The 22376-nt window shown below is 32.4% G+C and carries 21 protein-coding genes; 17 read left to right on the plus strand and 4 right to left on the minus strand.

The genetic code is table 11. The annotated features are described in order from the left end of the window. Positions 1-40: 40 nt before the first annotated feature. Genes CLU82_RS19625 through CLU82_RS19635 form a run of 3 tightly spaced genes read left to right on the plus strand, consistent with a single transcriptional unit; the run spans position 41 to position 3617 of the window. Positions 41-1831, plus strand: a complete 1791-nt coding sequence (locus tag CLU82_RS19625) for an amidohydrolase (protein WP_100844696.1) — start codon at positions 41-43, stop codon at positions 1829-1831. Continuing rightward, a complete protein-coding gene (locus tag CLU82_RS19630) occupies positions 1831-2259 on the plus strand; it encodes a DoxX family protein (protein WP_100844697.1) in 429 nt (142 codons plus the stop codon). Before CLU82_RS19625 ends, CLU82_RS19630 begins: the two co-directional genes overlap by 1 nt. After that, the gene (locus CLU82_RS19635; protein WP_100844698.1) at positions 2256-3617 is read left to right on the plus strand and encodes an alginate export family protein; all 1362 of its coding nucleotides are present in this window, start codon (positions 2256-2258) and stop codon (positions 3615-3617) included. Before CLU82_RS19630 ends, CLU82_RS19635 begins: the two co-directional genes overlap by 4 nt. 88 nt (positions 3618-3705) lie before the next feature. On the opposite strand, the gene CLU82_RS19640 is transcribed toward CLU82_RS19635, so the two are convergent. The 3 genes from CLU82_RS19640 to CLU82_RS19650 all read right to left on the minus strand — a co-directional run bounded on the left by CLU82_RS19640 (position 3706) and on the right by CLU82_RS19650 (position 7792). Then, entirely contained in the window at positions 3706-5931 is a 2226-nt protein-coding gene (locus CLU82_RS19640) for a histidine kinase dimerization/phosphoacceptor domain -containing protein (RefSeq protein WP_198520246.1), read from the minus strand. A gap of 222 nt (positions 5932-6153) precedes the next feature. After that, a complete protein-coding gene (locus tag CLU82_RS19645; protein WP_100844700.1) occupies positions 6154-6972 on the minus strand; it encodes an alpha/beta fold hydrolase in 819 nt (272 codons plus the stop codon). Positions 6973-6997: 25 nt separating this feature from the next. Continuing rightward, complete coding sequence (locus tag CLU82_RS19650) at positions 6998-7792, minus strand: alpha/beta fold hydrolase (RefSeq protein ID WP_100844701.1); 795 nt, start codon at positions 7790-7792, stop codon at positions 6998-7000. Positions 7793-8145: 353 nt separating this feature from the next. Here CLU82_RS19650 and CLU82_RS19655 point away from each other — a divergent pair, with 353 nt between their 5' ends. The 11 genes from CLU82_RS19655 to CLU82_RS19705 all read left to right on the plus strand — a co-directional run bounded on the left by CLU82_RS19655 (position 8146) and on the right by CLU82_RS19705 (position 16434). Beyond that, positions 8146-8463, plus strand: coding sequence for a phosphoribosylpyrophosphate synthetase (locus CLU82_RS19655; protein ID WP_100844702.1), 318 nt, complete (start codon positions 8146-8148; stop codon positions 8461-8463). Positions 8464-8474: 11 nt separating this feature from the next. Continuing rightward, positions 8475-10361 (plus strand): amidohydrolase, encoded by a 1887-nt coding sequence (locus CLU82_RS19660; RefSeq protein ID WP_100844703.1) that lies wholly within the window; start codon positions 8475-8477, stop codon positions 10359-10361. A 10-nt stretch (positions 10362-10371) separates the two neighbouring features. Further along, positions 10372-10800 (plus strand): DoxX family protein, encoded by a 429-nt coding sequence (locus CLU82_RS19665; RefSeq protein WP_100844704.1) that lies wholly within the window; start codon positions 10372-10374, stop codon positions 10798-10800. Position 10801: 1 nt separating this feature from the next. Further along, on the plus strand, positions 10802-11275 hold the full coding sequence (locus tag CLU82_RS19670; protein WP_100844705.1) for a Dps family protein: 474 nt from the start codon (positions 10802-10804) through the stop codon (positions 11273-11275). An 8-nt stretch (positions 11276-11283) separates the two neighbouring features. Further along, positions 11284-11943 (plus strand): YoaK family protein, encoded by a 660-nt coding sequence (locus tag CLU82_RS19675; RefSeq protein ID WP_100844706.1) that lies wholly within the window; start codon positions 11284-11286, stop codon positions 11941-11943. A 20-nt stretch (positions 11944-11963) separates the two neighbouring features. Next, positions 11964-12524: a hypothetical protein gene (locus CLU82_RS19680; protein ID WP_100845090.1), complete on the plus strand. Its 561-nt coding sequence runs from the start codon at positions 11964-11966 to the stop codon at positions 12522-12524. 33 nt (positions 12525-12557) lie between these two features. Next, complete coding sequence (locus CLU82_RS19685; RefSeq protein WP_100844707.1) at positions 12558-13523, plus strand: sensor histidine kinase; 966 nt, start codon at positions 12558-12560, stop codon at positions 13521-13523. Between the two features lie 8 nt (positions 13524-13531). Beyond that, positions 13532-14899: a sigma-54 dependent transcriptional regulator gene (locus CLU82_RS19690; protein WP_100844708.1), complete on the plus strand. Its 1368-nt coding sequence runs from the start codon at positions 13532-13534 to the stop codon at positions 14897-14899. A gap of 3 nt (positions 14900-14902) precedes the next feature. Then, on the plus strand, positions 14903-15193 hold the full coding sequence (locus CLU82_RS19695) for a GNAT family N-acetyltransferase (protein WP_100844709.1): 291 nt from the start codon (positions 14903-14905) through the stop codon (positions 15191-15193). A gap of 264 nt (positions 15194-15457) precedes the next feature. Next, the gene (locus CLU82_RS19700) at positions 15458-16078 is read left to right on the plus strand and encodes an alpha/beta hydrolase (protein WP_100844710.1); all 621 of its coding nucleotides are present in this window, start codon (positions 15458-15460) and stop codon (positions 16076-16078) included. Next, a complete protein-coding gene (locus CLU82_RS19705; RefSeq protein ID WP_100844711.1) occupies positions 16078-16434 on the plus strand; it encodes a hypothetical protein in 357 nt (118 codons plus the stop codon). The genes CLU82_RS19700 and CLU82_RS19705 overlap by 1 nt, the downstream gene beginning before the upstream one ends. 184 nt (positions 16435-16618) lie before the next feature. Here CLU82_RS19705 and CLU82_RS19710 read toward each other — a convergent pair whose 3' ends face one another. Continuing rightward, complete coding sequence (locus CLU82_RS19710; protein ID WP_100844712.1) at positions 16619-18208, minus strand: sigma-54-dependent Fis family transcriptional regulator; 1590 nt, start codon at positions 18206-18208, stop codon at positions 16619-16621. A gap of 309 nt (positions 18209-18517) precedes the next feature. Between CLU82_RS19710 and CLU82_RS19715 the strand changes: the two genes are divergently transcribed. From CLU82_RS19715 to CLU82_RS19725, 3 genes are all read left to right on the plus strand, one after another. After that, positions 18518-19456: a ring-cleaving dioxygenase gene (locus tag CLU82_RS19715; RefSeq protein ID WP_100844713.1), complete on the plus strand. Its 939-nt coding sequence runs from the start codon at positions 18518-18520 to the stop codon at positions 19454-19456. Between the two features lie 396 nt (positions 19457-19852). After that, positions 19853-20761 carry a LytTR family DNA-binding domain-containing protein gene (locus CLU82_RS19720; RefSeq protein WP_100844714.1) on the plus strand — a complete coding sequence of 303 codons (909 nt, stop codon included), beginning with the start codon at positions 19853-19855 and terminating at the stop codon, positions 20759-20761. Positions 20762-20860: 99 nt separating this feature from the next. After that, a complete protein-coding gene (locus CLU82_RS19725) occupies positions 20861-22018 on the plus strand; it encodes an acyltransferase (RefSeq protein WP_100844715.1) in 1158 nt (385 codons plus the stop codon). Positions 22019-22376: the final 358 nt, after the last annotated feature.

Consider the following 22376-nt stretch of genomic DNA (forward strand, 5'->3'; position numbering starts at 1 on the left):
AAGTGGGTGTAAAAGCCCACTTTTTTTTAAATTCTAAAAAATGAAAACAATTCTAAAATATTTTATTTGTGCTTTTTTCTTTTATAGTAATGGTTTTGCTCAAAAAAAAACTGCCCCTACTTTAATTGTTTACAATGCTGTTATTCACACTTTGGATGATCAAAATCCAAATGCTGAAGCAATAGCAATTACTGATGGAAAAATTATGGAATTAGGCCAAAACAAATCTATACTCAAATTAAAAACAAACACGACCAAAGTAATTGATGCTCATGGAAAAACGTTAATTCCAGGTTTATTCGACAGTCATTCTCATGTAATTCGAGGTGGCAGATTTTTCAATACCGAATTGCGTTGGGATGGTGTTCGTTCTTTAAAAAGAGCTTTGGCTATGCTTAAAGAGCAAGCTCAAAGAACTCCTGAAGGACAATGGGTTCGCGTCGTTGGAGGATGGAATGCCTATCAATTTGAAGAAAAAAGATTGCCTACTTTAGATGAAATCAATGAAGCGACTGGAAATGTGCCGACATTCATTTTGCATCTTTATGGACACGCTTATCTGAATAAAGCAGGTTTAGCGAAATTAAAAATTGATAGTACTACACCTAATCCAAAAGGAGGTCTAATTCAAAAAGATGAACAAGGGAATCCAACTGGATTATTGGTTGCAGAGCCTAGTGCTTTTATATTATATTCGACTGTTGCAAAATTACCAGAACTGACAGCAGAGGAAAAAATTAATTCTGCACAACAGTTTTTAACAGAGAACAATCGCTTCGGAATTACTGCTGTAATGGATGCCGGAGGTGGGTTTCAAAACTATCCGGATGACTATGGAATTACTAACAAATTGGCGGAGCAACATAAACTTACAGTAAGATTACCATTTTATTTGTATCCACAAAAACCAGGAAATGAACTTGTAGATTTTACCAAATGGATTAGCGAAGTTGAAGTTGGTAATCATGATGAAGACCAAAGTCATACCGAATATTATATTCAAGGAGGTGGCGAAAGTCTGGTTGCAACAGGAGCTGATTTTGAAAATTTTGACAAGCCCAGACCTGATTTATCTCCTGCAATGGAAGATCAGATGAAAGCCATCATTTCACTTATGGTAAAAAACAAATGGCCTTTTAGAATTCACGCTACTTACGATGAAACCATAACCCGTTTCCTGAATGTGATTGAAGAAGTTAACAAAGAAACACCTTTAAATGGTTTGACATGGTTTTTTGACCATTGCGAAACTATTTCAATAGATAATTTACAGAGAATTAAAAACTTGGGTGGAGGAATTGCAATTCAACATAGAATGGCATTTCAGGGAGAAGCTTTTATTAAACGCTATGGTAAAAAAGCCGCACAAAATACTCCGCCAATTAAACAAATGTTAGCTATGGGAATCCCAATCGGAATGGGGTCTGATGCTACACGGGTGAGTTCCTATAATCCCTGGATTGGTCTTTATTGGCTTACTACAGGAAAAACCATTGGAGGAACAAAATATCAGGGTGAACAAAATATTCTAGACAGAGAAACAGCCTTAAAACTGTATACTCAAGGAAGCGCTAAACTGATTCATTTGGATAAAGACAGAGGCATGCTTAAAAAAGGATATCTGGCTGACTTTGCCATTCTTTCAGATGATTATTTCAAAATAGCTGATGAAAAGATACTCGACATTACTTCTATTTTGACAGTAGTAAATGGCGAAATTGTTTATGCTGACAGCTTTTTTAAATCATTGATAAAGCTGCTTCCAAAAGCAATTCCAGACTGGTCTCCTATTAATTATTTTGGCGGTTATCAATCAAATAAATCTAAATAATGAAGCTAATTGAATTTATAAAACAGTTTAATGATAAAGTATTATCATTTGATTTTGGAATGTTGCTTTTTAGAATTACAATCGCAACACAACTAATTGTTGTTCATGGACTAAAAAAAATTGGAATTGGAGTTGAAATCGCTGAAAAAGTGCCCAATCCATTGCATCTTCCTGAAATTTTCAATTATTCATTTGCTGTTGCTGCCAATTTGGTGTTTCCTTTATTTGTGATATTGGGATGGTGTACCAGATGGGCTACACTTCCCACATTGGCAGTAATATTATCAGGATATTTTATTGTACATTGGAATGACCCACTACTTGTTAGCGATGTTCCATTTATGTACAGTTTAGGATTTTTATTCATTTTTTGTTCAGGACCAGGATTATACTCAATGGACAGGTATTTTAAAATTAATAGCAAATGAAAAAGGTTATTCTAATATTGTTTATAAGTAATTCTTTATTTTCTCAGCAAATGCTGGATTTTAAAATGCTTCGTTATGATGAAGATTACTTTGAAAAAAAAATGGATACTAACGCTACCTTTTTTGACAAAATAAAAAACATATCACTCGATAATCATAATGCTTTCAAACTTTCAATCGGAGGAGAATTAAGATTACAATACCAATATTTGAAAAATGAACAATGGGGAGATATTCCTGATGATAAAGATGGTTTTTTATTAAACCGTGCCTTACTTCATACCGATTTTAAGTATAAAAATCGATTCCGATTATTTACACAGCTTCAAAGTAGTACAGCTGTTGGCCGAATTGATCCAAGTCCAGTTGAGAAAAATGAATTGGATTTTCATCAGCTTTTTATCGACTATAATATTTTTATAGAAAAAAGTAAAATAACCTTTAGAATTGGTAGGCAAGAAATGCTTTTAGGTTCCCAAAGATTGGTTTCAGTTCGAGAAGGCCCAAATAACCGCCAAGCTTTTGATGCTACAAGAATAATGTTCGAAAATACTACTCTTAAATCAGAGCTTTTCTATAGTTTTCCTGTTAAAAACCATTACGGAACTTTTGATGATAAGTTTGATAATAATACCAAATTCACCGGATCATATACAACCATTAAAAAAATACCAATACTTGAAAATATAGATGCTTATTATTTTAATTTAAGAAAAAACAATGCCAAATTCGAAGATGCAAGTGGTTTTGAAAACCGCAATACTATTGGAACCAGAATATGGCGAAAAAATCATTCCTGGAATTATGACTTTGAGGCTGTTTATCAATTTGGTGATATTGGAGATACGAAAATAGAAGCTTGGACAGTCTCTTTAAATACTACCTATGAATTTAATGCCATAAAATTTAAACCTATGTTTGGCTTAAAAACAGAATTAATATCGGGTAATAAAAATTATGGCGACACTACTATTCAAACGTTCAATCCTTTGTTTCCCAAAGGAGCTTATTTTGGATTAGCCGCATTAATTGGACCATCCAATTTATATGATATTCATCCTTCAATAAGTTTAAATCTGTCTGAGGATATTGTATTCTCCGTAGATTATGATATGTTTTGGAGATACAGTACAAATGATGGTATTTACCAGCCCAATACCCAATTAATTTATTCTGGTAAAAATGCTTCTGAAAAATATATTGGTAGTCAATGGGAAGCAACTCTGGATTATGATGTAAAAAAATGGTTGGCTTTTAGATTAGAAGGTACCTGGTTTAAAGCTGGAGATTATCTTCAGGAAGTAAGTGCAGGAAAAAATATTCTATTTGGCGCAGCTACAATGTATTTAAGGATGTAAATTTGAAATAAAATTTATCTTATGAGTCAAACTTTTATTTGAAACAATTGACGTTTTGTTGATTTCCGTTAAAATTAAGAAATAGAATTTATCCGGCAGTTACATCCAAGATTGGTTTTTGAATAAAAGTTATCTTAACATTGGCACCATTTTTATTTGAGAATTCTAATTTCCCATCTAGCTGCTCTGTTAGACCATTTATCAAATTCATACCTAAAGAAGGAGATTCTTTAAAATTAAAATGTTCTGGAAAGCCAATTCCATTATCACTTATTTTTAATAAAATCTTATTATTACTTTCCAGTTTCATTAAAACCAATATACTACCCATTTTATTATCAGGAAATGCGTATTTGATTGAATTAGTTATAACCTCGTTTAAAATAAGTCCTACTGATACTGCTTGCGATTGGTCAAGATCAATAGAATCTACTTTCATTTCAAAGTTAATACGATTATAAACATCTAAAGTATCCTTAAAGTTTGTTGCCAAATCATTAATATAGTTTTTCATTTGAATTTGTACAATTTCATCTGTTCTGTACAATTTTTGATGTAAAAGTGAAATTGCATATAATCTTTGTTGGCTATTTTGAATTGCGTTAAAGGCATCTTCATTTTTTAATAATGATAATTGTGAATTTAAAAGACTCATAATAATTTGCAAATTATTTTTAACCCTGTGATGAATTTCCTGCATCAGGTGTTCCTTTTCATTTACTAATTTTTGAAGTGTACTATTTTTTAAATCAATTTCATTTTTCTGGCTTATTAAAATTTGATTGTTTTTTTGTTTAAGTCTATAAATTGTAGCAAAAAGTAGTGTTGTAGTGAGTAATAATACTAAGACAACAATTCCAATGTTGATTTTATTATTAGCTTCAACTATTTTCTTTTTTTCTAACTCCATTGAAAGTTTCATATTTGATAGTTCCTTTTTTTTCTTTTCAAAAGAGTAGGACATTTGTATTTTTTCAATTTGTTTGGTTTTATTAAAATCAAAGATAGAATCATTTAAATATTTATATTTCTGAAAATGCTTTATTGCCGAAATATAGTTACCTGTTGCAGAATCTATTTTGAACAAATAAAGATTGGTTTCTTTTATCTGTAACTGATCTATAATCCCTTTTGGGGATTCTTGAGATTTGATGAAATTAATTTTTGCCTTATTATATATTTTTTGTTCTACGTAAAATTTCCCTAATTCAAAATATGCATTTGACAATTTAGCAAAAGACATCAGTTCTGGATTTTTTTCATACAAGTCAATCATTTTGATATAATTAGCCTCTGCTAATTTAGGTTCATTACTTTTTCTGTAGCACAATGCCATTGTTCCAGCAATTACTGCATTTTCCATTTTTCCCTTAGGAGGATAATCTTTTATTAGGTTTTGAGCTTGGGTTAATGCTTCTTTATATTGTTTAATTTCAACTAATTCCTTGCATAAAAAATCAGTTAAATAATATAACATATTATTATCAATATCTTTTCTTGGTCTTTGAATATTAATTGCTTTTTTTAATAATTCAATACAAGTTTTATGCTTTCCAAATTCTTTATAAGATTTTGCTAACTGTATATAAAAAGCAGGCGCATAAAGATAATCTTTATTTAATTCCATACTTTTTACACATTCTAAAGAATAATAAAGATATTTACCTAAATTACCTTTCAATCGATATAAATTGGCTAAAAGATCGTATGTAAAATGAAGTTTTTTATACCTTATTTTATTATAAATGGAAAGAACGTGTAATAATTCTTTTTCAGCCAAATCAAGCTTACCTTGATTTAAATGGGAGTCAGCAATTAGCTTAATTGTATAAGCACTATCTTCGCTAAGACTTAAATGTTTATAAATTTGTAATGCTCTATTATAATAAACTATAGATTCTTCTAGAGATTTTATATTCCTCGGAGATTTCCAAAAATATTTTTCGCCTAGATTTATCCATAATTCTGCCTCTTTCTTAAATTGTTTAGTTTTTCGGAAATACTTAACAGCTGTTGATGTTCTTTCTATTGCTTTTGGATAATTATTTTCTTCATATGAAACTTCTCCATAATAAAAGATACATTTATAAATAAGATTTTGATTATTTATACTCTTACTAATAGAAAGCGCTCTGCTTAGATTAATTTTAGCACTATCAATATCAATTTTATAATTTTCAGGCTTAAATAAAAAATTTTCACACTTATCTAGAAAATAATTAATTTTTTTAACTTCTAAAAAATAGTTTTTTTGGGGATTAACTTTATCACTGATAGAATAACATCGCCAATTCACAAAAACAATAATAAACAAACATTTTAGGATGCAATTTCTTGTCATATATAATTTAGTACTATAGATTTTTAGAAAAATACTTTGAGAATTTAAAGATACAAAAAACACAACGTAATTTCTTATTAATAGACTAAGGAGATAAATTTTTCAGACTATCTTAATAAAATTAAAAAAAGCTGCCAAATACACATAATTGGCAGCTTTTTTTTATTATTTCAATCTATATTATCAATTGATAAGTTACGACTTTATAAAAGCCAAAATATCTTTATTGATTGTTTCTGCCTCCGTTGTTGGCATACCATGAGGAAAACCTGGATACGAAATTAATTTTCCGTTTTTCAAAAGTTTAGCGGCTTTTGGTGCTTGATAAAAAGGTACGATCTGATCATCTTCACCATGAAGTACAAGAACCGGAATGTCTAAACTCTTAAGATCTTCTGTAAAATCAGATTCAGAGAAAGCTTTTATACCTTCATAATGTGCTAACACAGAACCCATCATTCCTTGACGCCACCAATTGTGTTTAATCCCTTCCTGAACTGTAGTACCTTCACGATTCCACCCATAGAAAGGGATTGGGAAATCATAAAAATATTGCGCTCTATTAAAACCAGTGCCTTCTCGGATTTCATCAAAAATAGATAATGGTACACCTTCTGGGTTGTCTTCGTTTTTAATCATTATTGGTGTTACTGCACTAATTATTACAGCTTTTGCTACACGTTCTTTTCCGTATTTAGCAGTATAACGGATTACTTCGCCACCACCAGTTGAATGACCAACATGAATTGCATTCTTTAAGTCAAGGGCAGCTGTAAGTTCAGCGATATCGGATGCATAAGTATTCATATTATTTCCTTCAGAGCTTTGGCTAGACCGACCATGTCCACGGCGATCATGAGCAATAACTCTGAATCCTTCTTTAAGGAAAAACATCATTTGTGCGTCCCAATCATCACTTGATAATGGCCAGCCATGATGAAAAACAATAGGCTGCCCTGTTCCCCAATCTTTGTAAAAAAGTTCTGCTCCGTCTTTTAATTTAAGTGTACTCATTTGTATTTGATTTAAGATTAATAGATTATTTTGTTGATTTTATGGCATCTTCTATCACTGCCAAAACTTCTTTTGGATGCGACACCATTACCACATGGCTTGCTTCAATTTCGGTGATTTTGGCTTTTATTCTTTTTGCCATAAACCTTTCTAAATCAGGATGCAATCCTTTGTCGTCTTTTGCTACAATGTACCAACTTGGTTTAGTTTTCCAGGCAGGTTCACCACTTTTATCTCCAAAAATACTTAGCGATGCAGGTACTTGGATGGCAAAAATTTCTTTCTGCTGAATTGGTGTTAAATCTTGTGCAAAAACCTTTTTTACACCTTCTTCGGATAAGTAAGCAAACCCATCTGTTGCAGAAAAATAATCGCCCAATTTGGTAGCAGGACCATTTGCAGATAATACAGGAATTGTTTCCCCCAAATCGGGTGCATAAGCTGCGATATAAACCAAGCCAATTACTTTTGGGTCATTTCCTGCTTGGGTAATCACGTATCCACCCCAGGAATGTCCCACCAAAATTACTTTTCCTTTGGCTAAACTAATGGCTCTTTTGGTTGCAGCAACATCATCTGCAAGCGAAGTAACTGGATTTTGTACCGCCAAAACTTCGTATCCTTTTGCCTGCAGAGCCAAAATCTGACTATGCCAAGAAGATGTTGCATCTGCCCATACTCCGTGTACAAAAACGATAGTTGGTTTTTCGTTTCCTTTTGTTTGTGCGTTCATTTCTGTAGAAAATAATGAAGTCACAGTTAATGTGGCCATCATTAAAGTCCTTTTTAACGTCCTGATAAATTTTGCATTTGTTTTCATTTTAATTTGGTTTTAGATATTAATTTTTACAATTCGATTCTTAATATCCAAACGGCATGCCTTTTTATATAATATACTGATTAATAAAAACTTATAAATTGTGTAAATATTATTATTTTGCGATATTTCGTAATTTTATAAAACAAAACCATAATCAGTTAAAGTATTAAAATACTCTTTTTTGTTACTAACCATTATTACAATATAATAGCCTCTATCAATAAATTTACGAAATAGCGTAATGTAAAAAATGCAACAAAATAAATAAAGTGTTGACTATCAATATATTAGATAAAAAGGCATGTTGTTTGGTTAATAAAGAATGTGCTTTACTAATTAAAAATTTAACAACCATGAACTTATCCCAGCAACCCTCATTTGATACCGTGACCGAAGCTTTGCAATGGCTCAATCGGGAAGGATTTACACATGACTTTAATCTTGATGATGATTGTATCTTATTCAACAATAACAAACAATCCATGTCTCCTGAAGAATTTTCGATAGAATATCTATTTCGTTTTGAAGGAGATACTGACCCTGGAGATGAAGATATTGTCTATGGAATAACATCAGAAATCTACAATGTTAAAGGTGTTTTAACTAGTGCTTTTGGAGCCTATGCTGACTCGATTTCATCAGAAATGATTAGAAAACTTTCAACTCATTAAAATAAAATTTTATGAAAGCAGATTTAATTTTATTCAACGGTAAAATTCATAGTTTTAATGCAGAAACCCCAAACACTTCCGCTGTGGCAATCAAAGACGGCAAATTTATAGCAGTTGGAAGCGATGAGTTTGTAATGGGATTTACATCTGAAGAAACTAAAATAATTGACCTCCAAAATAAAAGAGTTGTTCCAGGAATCAACGATTCGCATATTCATCTCATTCGTGGAGGTTTAAATTACAATTTGGAATTGCGTTGGGACGGCGTTCCTTCGCTTGCAGATGCGTTACGAATGCTAAAAGAACAAGTTGACCGCACACCAACCCCACAATGGGTCCGTGTTGTTGGTGGCTGGTCTGAATTTCAATTTGCTGAACGCAGAATGCCAACTTTGGGCGAAATCAATTCAATTGCTCCAGAAACTCCAGTTTTTATTCTGCATTTGTATGATCGAGCCATTATGAACAGAGCCGCTTTGAAAGCGGTTGGTTATACTAAAAACACACCTGCCCCTCCTGGAGGACAAATAGAACGTGATGCCAATGGCGAGCCAACCGGGCTGATTATTGCAACTCCAAATGCGATGATTTTATATTCGACTTTGGCAAAAGGTCCGGCTCTTTCCTTTGAACATCAGATCAATTCAACGCGTCATTTCATGAAAGAATTGAATCGCTTTGGAATAACAAGCGTTATTGATGCAGGTGGCGGTTTTCAGAATTTCCCCGACGATTATAAAGTTGTCAATGAATTGAATGAAAAGAAACAGCTTACGGTACGAATTGCTTATAATCTTTTTACACAGAAGCCAAAACACGAATTTGAAGATTTTGAAGATTGGATAAGTACTGTAAAATTATATCAGGGAGATGATATGTACCGTCATAATGGTGCTGGTGAAATGCTAGTTTTTTCGGCTGCTGATTTTGAAGATTTTATCCAGCCAAGACCAGACCTTCCAGAAACTATGGAAGCAGAATTAGAGAAAGTGATTCGGCTTCTAGTAGAAAATCGCTGGCCGTTCAGACTTCATGCCACTTATAATGAAAGTATTTCGAGATTTCTGAATGTTTTCGAAAAGGTTAATCAGGATGTTCCATTCAACGGACTTACTTGGATTTTTGACCATGCAGAAACGATTGACGAACGAAATATCGAACGCGTTAAAAATTTAGGCGGTGGAATTGCCGTTCAAAGCAGAATGGCGTATCAGGGAGAATATTTCACAGACAGATATGGTGCAAAAGCAGCCGAAAATACACCTCCAATAAAGAAAATGCTCGAAATGGAAGTTCCTGTAGGTGCGGGTTCTGATGCGACGAGAGTAAGCAGTTATAATCCCTGGGTTTCCATGTATTGGATGACGGTTGGAAAAACGGTTGGAGGTTTGCAATTGTATAACGAAACGAGATTGAGCAGGGAAACTGCGTTGGAATTGTACACCAGAGGAAGTGCTTGGTTTTCGCAGGAACAAGCAAAGAAAGGCGATATCAAAACGGGAATGTTTGCAGATTTAGTGGTTTTAGACCGAGATTATTTTTCTATTAATGAGGAAGATATTAAAAAAATAGAAGCTGATTTAACTATTGTTGATGGGAAAATTGTGTACGCTAATGGTGATTTTTCATCCTTTTCGCCACCGCATATTCCAATTTTACCAGATTGGTCGCCAACTAATATTTATAACGGTTATCCAACGAGAAGCAATTTGCAAAGTGCCATCGAAAAGAACTCAAAAGTTGATGCAAAACCAGGTTTGACTTCTCAAATACACAGTTGTAGCGGAAGTTGTGATGTTCACGCTCACAGCCATGATATTGCCAGAATGAGCAATGTTCCGGTAAATAATTATAACGCATTTTGGGGAGCATTGGGCTGTTCCTGTTTTGCATTTTAAATCTTAAAAAATGATTGACATTCTAAAACAAATTCTTTATTCAGATTTAGGAACATCTTTCAATAATCTGGCACTTTTATTCTTTAGAGTTTTACTTGCGATAGAACTTTTTAGAGTGCATGGAATGAAAAAGTTCCGAGTGGAGAACGGACAAAGAGAACACGTTCCGAATCCTTTTCATTTGCCTGAAAAACTAAACGGATTAGTAGCTACATTTTCAGATACTGTAGTTCCTTTTCTTGTTATTCTTGGTCTTGGAACCAGACTTGCTGTAATGCCAACTATTGGTGTAACTGCTGTAGGCTATTTTATTGTTCATGGAAAAGATTCTCTCGAAGTACGCGACGCTCCCTATATGTACACTATCTCTTTATTACTAATTCTGGCACTCGGTGCTGGAAAATATTCACTCGATTATTATTTATTAAACTTAATTTAAAATGAAAGCAAACATCGGAATTAAACAAGAAAGCATCTCAAAAGTTGTAGATGTATTAACTAAAGTTCTTGCAGACGAATTCGTACTTTATAACAAAACAAAAAAAGCACATTGGAATGTTGAAGGTGCAGATTTTTATAACAAACATCTTTTCTTCGAACAACAATACGAAGCACTTGACGAAATTGTAGATGCTGTTGCAGAAAGAATTAGAACTTTAGGTCATTATGCTCCAGGAACATTAAAAGAATATTTGGCGCTAACGCATCTTACAGAAGAATCAAGTAATAAAAATGATAGTTTAAGTTATATCAAAGAATTGCTTTCTGACCATGAAAGTATCTTGATTCACCTGCGCGAAAACATTAACAATTTTGCTGCAGAATTACGCGATGCTGGAACAAGCGATTACATTACAGGGCTTTTAGAAACTCACGAAAAAATGGCTTGGATGCTTCGTGCTCACTTGAACTAAAACAAATTATGGAAATACAAAAAAATATTTGGTACGTAACCCTGCTTCTTACAATGATAGCAGGGTATTGCGACACCGTAACTTTTGTAGCAGCAGATTCAATATTTTCTGCGCATGTTACGGGTAACTTTATTGTCTTTGCCTATCAAATCATCAAAGGTTATGATTTACATACTTGGGTAAAACTACTGACTTTCCCTGTATTTATAATTGCTGTTATGATTGGTGGAAGAATTGCATTGAAAAGTACAAGTCATTATACCATTTTATTTTGGGAAGGCTTACTATTGTTTTTAAGTGGTAGTTTGATATATGTTGCTGATTTATTTGGCTTTTATTCAGAATGGACTATGTACACGGTTGCCATGACAACAGTATTTGCAATGGGACTTCAAAATGCTTTTGGAAAATTGTGCAGCAAAGAAACGTACGGACCAACAACAATGATGACGGGGAATGTTACACAGGCTTCTCTTGATTTGGGAAATCTATTAAAAAATGGAATAAAAGATTTAGAAACACTGCTTAGTTTTAAAAAACAATTAGTTACAATTTTTGGATTTCTTACAGGTTGTTTTCTAGGTGCGATTACTGGAAAGTTTTGTGGCTTAGGAACTTTAATTTTTCCAGGTATAGCAATGATTATTTGTTATTTAAAAAATACTTAAATCAACTAAAAACGAGAAATATGGAAATAATTCAAACCCCACAAAATGCTTTATCAGCATCAAAAGTAAGCGCTATAATTAATGCTCCTATCGAGAAGATAAATATTTCAGATTGGCTGCTGAATTTACCAGATGCGGAATATCAGCGTTGTTCAAAAGACCATATTGCTGCTGGCACGACTTCAACTTTTGACGGTCAGCCAATGACAATTAATGTCGAAACAATTGGTTCAGCTCTGGTTATTCAACATTATGTTGCCGTAGAACATCGAGCTGATTATTGCCGGATGCTTTCTATTTCGGATACAATTTCTGTAAATGGCCGTTCAAATGTTCAGGTTCTTTGGGAATTGAAAGTTGAAAAAATTGATGATAATACCTGTAGATATACCAATGAAATCCATGGAACTGCTACACCAGATTTTCTAGAATTCATCAAATTACGTGGAATTACTTTAGAACAAGCTGCACAAGCTAGACAACAAGCCTCTCATGAACACAACATAGGTGAAACACCATATTTTGCTAAAAGCATTGAAAATAAGGCATTGTACGGAAAGTATAATTTACCATTTAATTAGCCGAAACAACTACTTGATATAAAATTTGGCAATATGCGTAAAGAAAGAGAGAGATTGAATCGTTTTACTTGGCTTTACTTTGTAATTTTATTTTACATGGTAACAGATTATACGTATGCTCAATCCAAAAAAAACAATTTAAATCGTACTGGTAGTAAATCGGATATTCAAAACGCCATGTTTGAGTGGGAAGTAAACAATGATACTTTTTATAAATCAAAAAATATTTTGGCACTTTTAGCTGTTACGGGTTTAATTTTCAATACGTATAGACTTAAACAACGGAACGATAAAATGCTTTACAACAAGCAACTAGAGATTAGTCAACAAAAAGAAATTCTAGAAAAATTATTAGGCGAAAAAGAATGGTTATTAAAAGAAATTCATCATCGGGTAAAAAATAATCTCCAAATTGTTATTAGTTTATTAAACTCACAATCTTCTTATTTAGAAAATCAAGATGCATTTATTGCTATTAAGGAAAGTCAATATAGAATGTATGCAATGTCACTGATACATCAAAAGTTATATGAATCTGATACTCTTTCGTATTTGGATATGTCATGGTATATTTATGAATTGGTCAAAAAAATGAAAGAATGTTTAGACACAAAAACAAAAATAAATTTTATTTTAGATACAGAAAAAGTATATCTGGATGTTGTTCAGGCTGTTCCGCTTGGATTGATTATAAATGAAGTTTTAAATAATGCGATTAAACATGCTTATCCTTTAGAAGAAAAAGGAAATGTTTATATTTCGCTTAAGAATATAGAAAAGAATAATTATCAATTAATAATTTCAGATAATGGAATAGGTCTTCCTGAAGATTTTGAAATAGAGCAGGAAAAATCGTTTGGAATGAATCTCATCGTTGGTTTATCTAATCAAATTGATGCTATCTTTGAGATGGATAATACCAATGGATTAAAAATCACAGTTACATTTACTAGAAATACAGAATTTAAAATTTCACTAGACAATTCTGAAAACATTTAAATTAAGCAATGAAAGAGAAGATTCTAATAGTTGAAGATGAATTTATAGTCGCCAATGACTTAAAATTGATGTTGCTAAAATCGGGTTATGAAGTAACTGGAATTGCATCTTCGGTCATACAGGCTCGAAAATTAATCGAAACCAAAAGACCAGACTGGGTATTTCTTGACATCATGTTGAAAGGCAATCTTACAGGAATTGATTTGGCTAGGGAATTGAGAGAACAGCAATTACCCTTTCTATATATTTCCGCCAATACCAACCAGTCGACGCTTGAAGCTGTTAAAGCCACGGATCCTTATGGATTTATGGTAAAGCCTTTTCGAGAAAGAGACCTTTTTGTAATGTTGGACATTGCCAAGTATCGATTTGAGCAGGAAAAAGGAACATCTACAGAAGTTTCAAATAAAATCACAACTGAAGAAATTGAGGGAATTATTGGAGAAAATAATCTCTTAAAAGAGGTAATTGAGAAAATAAAAATTGTAGCCCCAACAGAAACTTCAGTTTTGGTTTTAGGAGAAAGTGGTACTGGAAAAGAAAGAGTGGCGCACACAATACACAATCTTTCTAAACATAAATCAAATCCAATTGTAGTTGTAAACTGTGCCGCTTTACCTCATTCATTGATAGAATCAGAACTTTTTGGACATGAAAAAGGCGCTTTTACAGGTGCCAATAGTTTAAGAACAGGAAAGTTTGAACAGGCAAATGAAGGAACCATTTTCCTCGATGAAATTGGCGAATTGCCACTTGATTCGCAAGTAAAATTATTACGGGTACTGCAAGAAAAAGAAATCCAGAGACTTGGCGGAAATAAAACAATTAAAGTGAATGTCCGCATTGTAGCAGCAACCAATAGATGTCTGGAAAAAGAAGTTGCCGAAGGACGTTTTAGACTTGATTTATATTACAGACTAAACGTATTCCCAATACAATTACCATCCTTAAGAGAACGCAAAGAAGATATTGAAGCATTGGCTAATTATTTTCTAAAAAAATACGCTGCTAATTCTCGAAAAAATGTCACAACAATTAGTGAATTAGCCTTGAATCAATTAATGAAATATGATTGGCCGGGTAATATTCGGGAATTAGAACATTTGATAGAAAGAAATGTTTTGCTCGCTAAAACGAATGAAATTGAAAAATTTGACCTTCCAACCAATTTTTCCAATTTTACCAATCCTGTTCAAGAAAGTTCTGGAAAAATAAAAGCAATGGAAGAAATGGAAAAAGAACACATCTTGAATGCATTACAAGCCAGCGATGGGAAGGTTTCAGGAATTGGAGGTGCTGCAGAACTTTTAGAAATGCAGCCACAAACTTTGTATTCAAAAATAAAAAAACTAGGTATAAAACAAGAATATAATTAAAATATGGAAAGGATAAAATTAGAATTAAACGAAAAACGCGAAGGAGCTTTTAATCTGTATATAGATGATAAAAAGCTAGGCGAAATGGTTATTAGCATTACAAACAATTTGCTAACCGTTTATCATACAGAAGTTGCCCCCGAAGCTGAAGGAAAAGGCTATGCAAAGAAACTTTTAGACGAAATGACTGCTTATGTTCGTGCCAATAATCTAAAGGTTGTACCACTTTGTCCGTATGTACATGCACAATTCAAAAGACATCCAGACGAATACCAAGATATTTGGAAAAAATAAAATGGTTGACCGTAATTTACCCTAAAAGTCACCTATTGAAAATAAACTTTCCGTCTCTGCGCCTTTGCGAGCCCAATTTCACGCAAAGGTGCAGAGAAGCAAAGAAAATAAAAGTATTATTGAGAAATTGCATTAATCATGTATGCTAATAATAAAAAGGAATCAGATTTTTTTTTAAATAAATCTGCTAAAATCTGCGTGCCAAAATTGTGTTTAGTCAGCAAACTAGATAGTCATAAAAAATAATTTTAAATAAATCAAATTATGAGTTTAGAAGTTATAACAGACGGAGTCCCTTTAAATGAGGCAAAAAAAGCCCTAATACTACTTCACGGACGTGGTGCAGGAGCTCACGACATTCTTTCGGTGGCGAGACATCTTAAAGTTGAAGATTTTGCATTAGTCGCTCCTCAGGCTGAGAACAGAACTTGGTATCCTTATTCTTTTTTAGTTCCAATTGAAGAGAATGAACCTTCATTTTCAAAATCACTCGATGCTATTCATCAGACTGTAGTAGCCATTCAGCAAAATGGAATTGAAAAAGAGAATATTTATTTCTTAGGATTTTCACAAGGTGCTTGTCTTGCTTTAGAATTTACAGCTAGAAATGCTGCTAAATATGGTGGAGTTGTTGCCTTTACGGGCGGACTTATTGGTGATAAAGTTTATCAAGATCATTATGCTGGAAATTTTGGAAATACACCGATTTTCATCGGAACAAGTGACCCGGATTTTCATGTTCCTGTGGAAAGAGTGAATGAAACTGAAGCACTTCTTCAAAAAATGGGCGCTTCAGTTACCAAAAAAATCTATGACAATATGGGACATACGATAAGTCAGGACGAAATTGATTGGGCTAATAAACTTATTTTTAATAAAAAGTAATGATACAAATCACACGTGTTTATAGCGACAGCAATGGTGAAAGTCATTTTGAAGACTTTGAAGTTCCGTTGAAAAACAATGGAGATATTGGATTTTTATCTGATGATGAACCTGTAAAATCAATTGTTTTTAGGGAAGTTAGTCCTTCTTATGATTATGATTTTCATAATGCTCCAGCCCGACAATATATTGTTTTGTTGGAAGGTGGCGTAGAAATAGAAACTTCTTTAGGAGAGAAAAGAAGTTTTAATACAGGTTCAATTTTATTGATGGAAGATACAACTGGAAAAGGGCACAAAACTAAAAACATTGAACCAAAATTGCGAAAATCAATATTTATAAAACTAAGTGACTAAGATTCTAAGTTGCTAAGATTTTAGTCGATGATTTAAATCGTGAGTTTTGTTGTTATATATAGTTTTACAATTAAAAAAATCCGTGTAAATCAGTTTAATCCGTCCAATCTGTGTGCTATTTTATTGAGATTGCTTCGTTCCTAGCAAGGACTTTGATTGAGATTTGTAAACTGAAATCTGTAACCTAAAAATGCTTTTTCTTAATTCCTAATTTCTGCATTTTTGAAATTAAAGTTGTTCCTGGTAAACCTAATAAAACAGCCGCGCCTTGTGGTCCTGAAATTTTCCCGTTACATTTTTTTACAACTGTTAAAATATGCTCCTTCTCTACTTCTTGCAATGTTTTTGTGTAAAATTCATTTTCATTTGTTACAGAATCTGTTTTGAATATTTCTGGGAAATTCATTTCTTTTATTACATCTTCTTTGGCAAACAAAACACTTCTTTCTACCATATTCTCTAATTCCCTTACATTTCCAGGCCAGGAATTTGCAACCATACTATTAAGAACTTTTTTAGAAAAACCTTTTATTTTTTTTCCTGATTTTTTGGAGTGTTTTTCTAAAAAGAAATTAGCTAATTCAGTAATATCTTCTTTTCGTTCTCTTAAAGCAGGTAAAAGAATTGGATATACATTTAAGCGATAATAAAGGTCTCTTCTAAAACGTCCTTCGGCAACTTCTTTTTCCAGATATCTATTTGTCGCCGCAATTACTCGTACATTTATCTTGATTATATTTTTCCCACCAATTCTTTCTATTTCCTTTTCTTGTAAAACGCGTAGCAATTTTCCTTGTAATTCTAAAGGCAACTCCCCTATTTCATCCAAAAAAATAGTACTGTTTTCAGCTTGCTCAAATTTTCCAATTCTTAAATCTGTTGCGCCCGTAAAGCTTCCTTTTTCATGACCAAATAATTCGCTTTCAATTAGGTTTTCAGGAATCGACGCACAATTCACTTTAACCATTCTTTTTTTAGCAACAGCTGACAAATCATGAATAGTACTTGCAACGAGTTCTTTACCTGTTCCGGTTTCGCCTGCAATTAAGACCGTAGAATGAGTTCCTGCAACATTAGTAATCAGTTCATATATGTTTTGCATTGTATTACTATTCCCCAATATACCTTGAAAACCTTTTATTTCTGAATCTGAATTTTCTGTTTTCTTTTCGTTTAAATTATTTTCCAAAAACTTCAAATTCGCAATCTTCCTTTCATATTCTTCTGCCATCAAAATATTTCTGACCGATATTGAAAGTTGCATGGCAATTCCTTTAATGATACGGTTGGATTCCCTGCTAAAAGTGATACTGTTCTTAAAAAAGAGAAAAAGAACATTTCTATTACCCTTTGTATAAGGAAGACAAATCCCTATACCATTTTTGAGACCTTTATCCTGTAGCCATTTTATATAATTTGGAAAATTATTTTTTTTATCTATTAAAGTTTTTAAATCGAAAACAACCGTTTCGGCAGAATTTAAACAAACATCAAAAAAACCATCACATAAAGTATAGGTTTGACTTTCTGAGGATTTTATCTGTGAAAATTGGCTGAATAGCTTATATTCTATTTCATTTTCATCGGTTGATGCCAAAATGAAATCATCAAATTGGAAAGTTTCTTTTAGTAAACTGCTAACAACTTTCTGAAAATCTTCTTTAGTTAAAGCCTCAGAAAGTGCTTTACAAATAGACAAAATCGTCATTTGTTCTCTTTCTCTTTCTTGCAGTCTGTTCATTACATCTGCTGTTTGCTCTATTTGATTCTTCATAAATTTTTATTGATACACTGTTTATTTACTAAAATGTAAATTTAAAGAATAGTCTTCATAAAATAACAATTTTTATACCAAATAACAAGCTATTCGGCTAATAAAATTACGAAATGCCGTATAATTAAAATTAACTATTTTACATCAATTAACTGAATTACAACTTGTTAATCTCAAAGGCATGCTATTTGTATATTAACTAGCTCTAAGATTAAGGATTTTCATTTCTTAATCTAGATTAACTGACAATCAGTTATTTAAGAAGTAAATTTGAATAAGAAATCAATAACCACATAAAAACAATATATCATGGAAAATCAAATTTTAGGATTACATCACATTACAGCAATTGCAGGTGACGCTAAACGCAACTTTAACTTTTATTCAAAAATATTAGGATTACGCTTTATTAAAAAAACGGTCAATTTTGACGACCCGGGAACTTACCATTTTTATTTTGGGGATGAAGTTGGAAGTGCTGGAACAATCTTGACCTTTTTCCCTTGGGGAGAAGGAATTCAGCAAGGTAGAAAAGGCTCAGGAATGGCAACAGAAATTGGATATTCTGTACCAAAAGGAAGTCTTGATTTTTGGCAAAAACGTTTTGATGAACATAATGTAATTTACAATAAACCATCTGAAAGATTTGGAGAAAAACACCTTCCTTTTTTAGATCCAGATGGACTAAAACTGGAATTAATCGAATCTAAAACTGAGGATACCCGAAAAGCGTGGGAAACCGATGAGATAAAAGCAGATGTTGCCACAAAAGGGTTTCATAATGTTACTTTGACTTTAAAAAATATCAAAGCAACTGCAGCTATCTTAACTGAAATATTTGGCTATAAATTGATTGAACAAGAGGTAAATCGCTATCGCTATGCAACTGATACTGTAGAAACCGCAGCGATTGTTGACTTGGTAGAATTAGAAGATGAAAAACATGGACATGTCGCCAATGGAACTGTTCATCACGTGGCTTTCCGTGTAAAAAATGATGAAGTATTGATGCATTTCCGTGAAAAAGTAGAATCTTTCGGATTATCAATCACACATCAAATTGACAGACAGTATTTCCACTCCCTATACTTTAGAGAGCCAGGTGGTGTTTTGTTTGAATTAGCAACAGAAAATCCTGGATTTACATATGATGAAAGTTTAGAAGAATTAGGTAAAAACTTAAAACTTCCAGCACAATATGAGTCCGACAGAGAACGTATTGAATCACATTTGGCAAAAATTGATTAATTCAAAATACTTCTAAATGTTTTAATAAAAACACTAAAAGTAATTTCCTCTAAAGCTGTCTATAAATAGACAGCTTTTTTTATTTCAAAAAAAAAATGTAGTATTCTTGTTATTTTTAAAAAATTAATGAGTCAATATTTTCATAATGAACGTATTATTAAAATATATTTATTGAAAAATAAATGTCTTTATGAAAAAACAGTTGAATTCAGCTATACTATTTCTTTTTACAATAAAATCTGCAGGTCAGAATCAACCTGTAAAGCAAATAAAACCCCTTATACATTAATTAACGATATTTTTGTTTGGTTCGAATATTTTTCGAGGATATTAATCTGAAAAACATATAATTTTACAGAACCTATTTTTTGTATTTTTAACCAAAACAAAAAAATCATGTTAGGATTTTACATTAATACAGAACATCTAAGAAAAGCAGTTGAATATCCCAAAAGATATCAAACTCAAAATCTTTTCAAAAATTCGGTTGTAGTGTTTTTTATTCTTTTGTCGTTTCTTTTATTATTTAAACCATTTGGAGTGTATGATCCGGAACTTAAGATGCATTATCTGTTTATTTGTTTTTTCCATGCCTTTGCTCCTGCTTTTATTTTATTCGCTTATTTTGGAGTATTGAATTATTTTAGAAAAAGAAAAAAACAAACGAAATGGACGCTGCTTAAAGAATACATTCACATTGGAACTTTGTTACTGTTAATTGGCGCAACAAGTTTTTTAATGCGTGATTTACTTTATAGAAATCCAAATAATTGGTCTTGGAATTATTTCTATGAAGAAATTAGAAATTGTTTAATTGCGGGTGTATTTTTCTACTTCTTTTTAAGATTATTAAGTTTCTATTTTGAATCAAAAAAAGGAGCGCCATTTGTTCTTCAGTTTATCCCGTTGGCTATTGAAGCTGAAAAAATAACTTTAAAAACACCTCTTTTTATTAGCACACAGGTAAAACAAGATGATTTTAGCCTGGACATTGACGAATTACTATTCGCAAAAGCAGATGGCAATTATATCGAATTAACTAAATCAAAAGAAAATCAAATCACCACAGAAGTAAAACGAATTTCTTTAACTCAATTTGAAACTCAAATAGCAGATTATCCACACTTTTTCAGATGCCACAGAACCTATTTAGTGAATATGTTTAAAGTCGAAAAAGTATCCGGAAATTCTCAGGGTTATATTTTATCTTTTAATGAAACCAACTTAAAAGTTCCGGTTTCCAGAAAACAAATTGATAGTTTCAATACTTACTATCAAGAGCTTCGCACCAAATACATTGCATAATCTTGTTGCTCGTCACAAAAGCTAGTTACCAGTAACAAGCCTTACCACGTCTGCCTTTTCTTGTTGTAGGTTTGCCATCAATAACACAAAACCAAATTTATGATGTCAACTGCAACCGTTACCACAAAACCGAATTCAAGCTCTTCAAGCAAATTATTTTATATTGATACTATCAAAACGATATTGACGATATTGGTCATTCTGCATCATACCGTTATCACTTACGGAGGTTCTGGTGGCTGGTATTGGACTCAAAAAACAACTTGCTTTGGTGCACTTGTACCAATGACAATGTTTGTGAGCATAAACCAATCTTTTTTCATGGGTTTTTTCTTCCTGCTTGCTGCTTACTTTACTGATTCTTCTTATTACAAAAAAGGAACAACACAATTTATAAAAGATCGCCTTATCAGGCTCGGAATTCCTTTACTGTTTTATTGCTTTATTCTCTCGCCTTTTTTGAGCTATTTAGTCTATTATTTTGCAAAACAACAGCATATAACATTCTTGCAATATCTTTCAGGTTACGATAGCTGGATCGATTTTGGAGTAATGTGGTTCGTTGCAGCATTGTTGTTCTTTACCATGATTTATGTTTTAATGCAGAAGTTTTTCAAAACCGATTTTTCAAAATCACTTCCTGCACCGGGAACATTCCAAATACTTTCATTTGCGGTAATTATAGGCACAATTAGTTTTATAGTTAGAATTATATTTCCGGTAGGATGGGTTCTCAAACCACTTGGTTTTCAGTTAGGACACTTTACACAATATATAGCATTATTTATAGTCGGAATAATGGCATCCAGAAACAATTGGTTCGAACAGCTTACGGACCAAACCAGAAAGTATTTAAAAAAATCAATCGGATTCTGTTTATTATTCTTTCCCATATTTTTCTTCATACGAGCCAAATTAAATATGCCAATTTCATGGTATTCAGGAGGTTTTCATTGGCAATCATTAGTATATGCAATTTGGGAACAATGGATTGGAATTTCTATCTTAATAGTATTTCTTATAAAAGGAAGAAAAAGTTGGAACACCACATCAGCCTTTCTCACAAAAATAGCCCGAAGTAATTTTGTGGTTTACATCTTTCATCCACTTGTAATAATTAGTTTAACGCTGCTCATAAGAAACTGGGCAATTGATCCAGCCATAAAACTTTTGGTTATAGCTCCATTTACAGTTGCAGGCAGTTTTGGACTCGGATCCACCATTTTATTAATTCCTGGGATTAAGAAAATTATTTAATAGTCCATAACCTTCTTTCAAATAGTATAGTTTTAATATACAGCTTTTGATACAAAACTATTTGTTGTTGATTATAAGAACGGGCATAAAGTCAGAGAGATTTGTGTTGTTCCTGCATCGCTTTAAAGAGCGGGATTCAAAAAACTTGCTTAATACTAAATGGAGCCACAAAATGGCGATATATTCATAGAAATCAAAAGGAGTTAAGAACATTGTGAGCTCCATAGGAGCGAAATGTAAAATACAATAATAATCGAGTTCAGGTGGATAAGAATTGGGTAAGTGAAAAAGTGAAAATCTAAAACAAAAAAACGACCTAATATTAGGACGCTTTTCTATATTTATATTGAATTTGAAA

Origin of the sequence: Flavobacterium sp. 5 (assembly GCF_002813295.1) — a bacterium.
Classification (GTDB): Bacteria; Bacteroidota; Bacteroidia; order Flavobacteriales; family Flavobacteriaceae; genus Flavobacterium.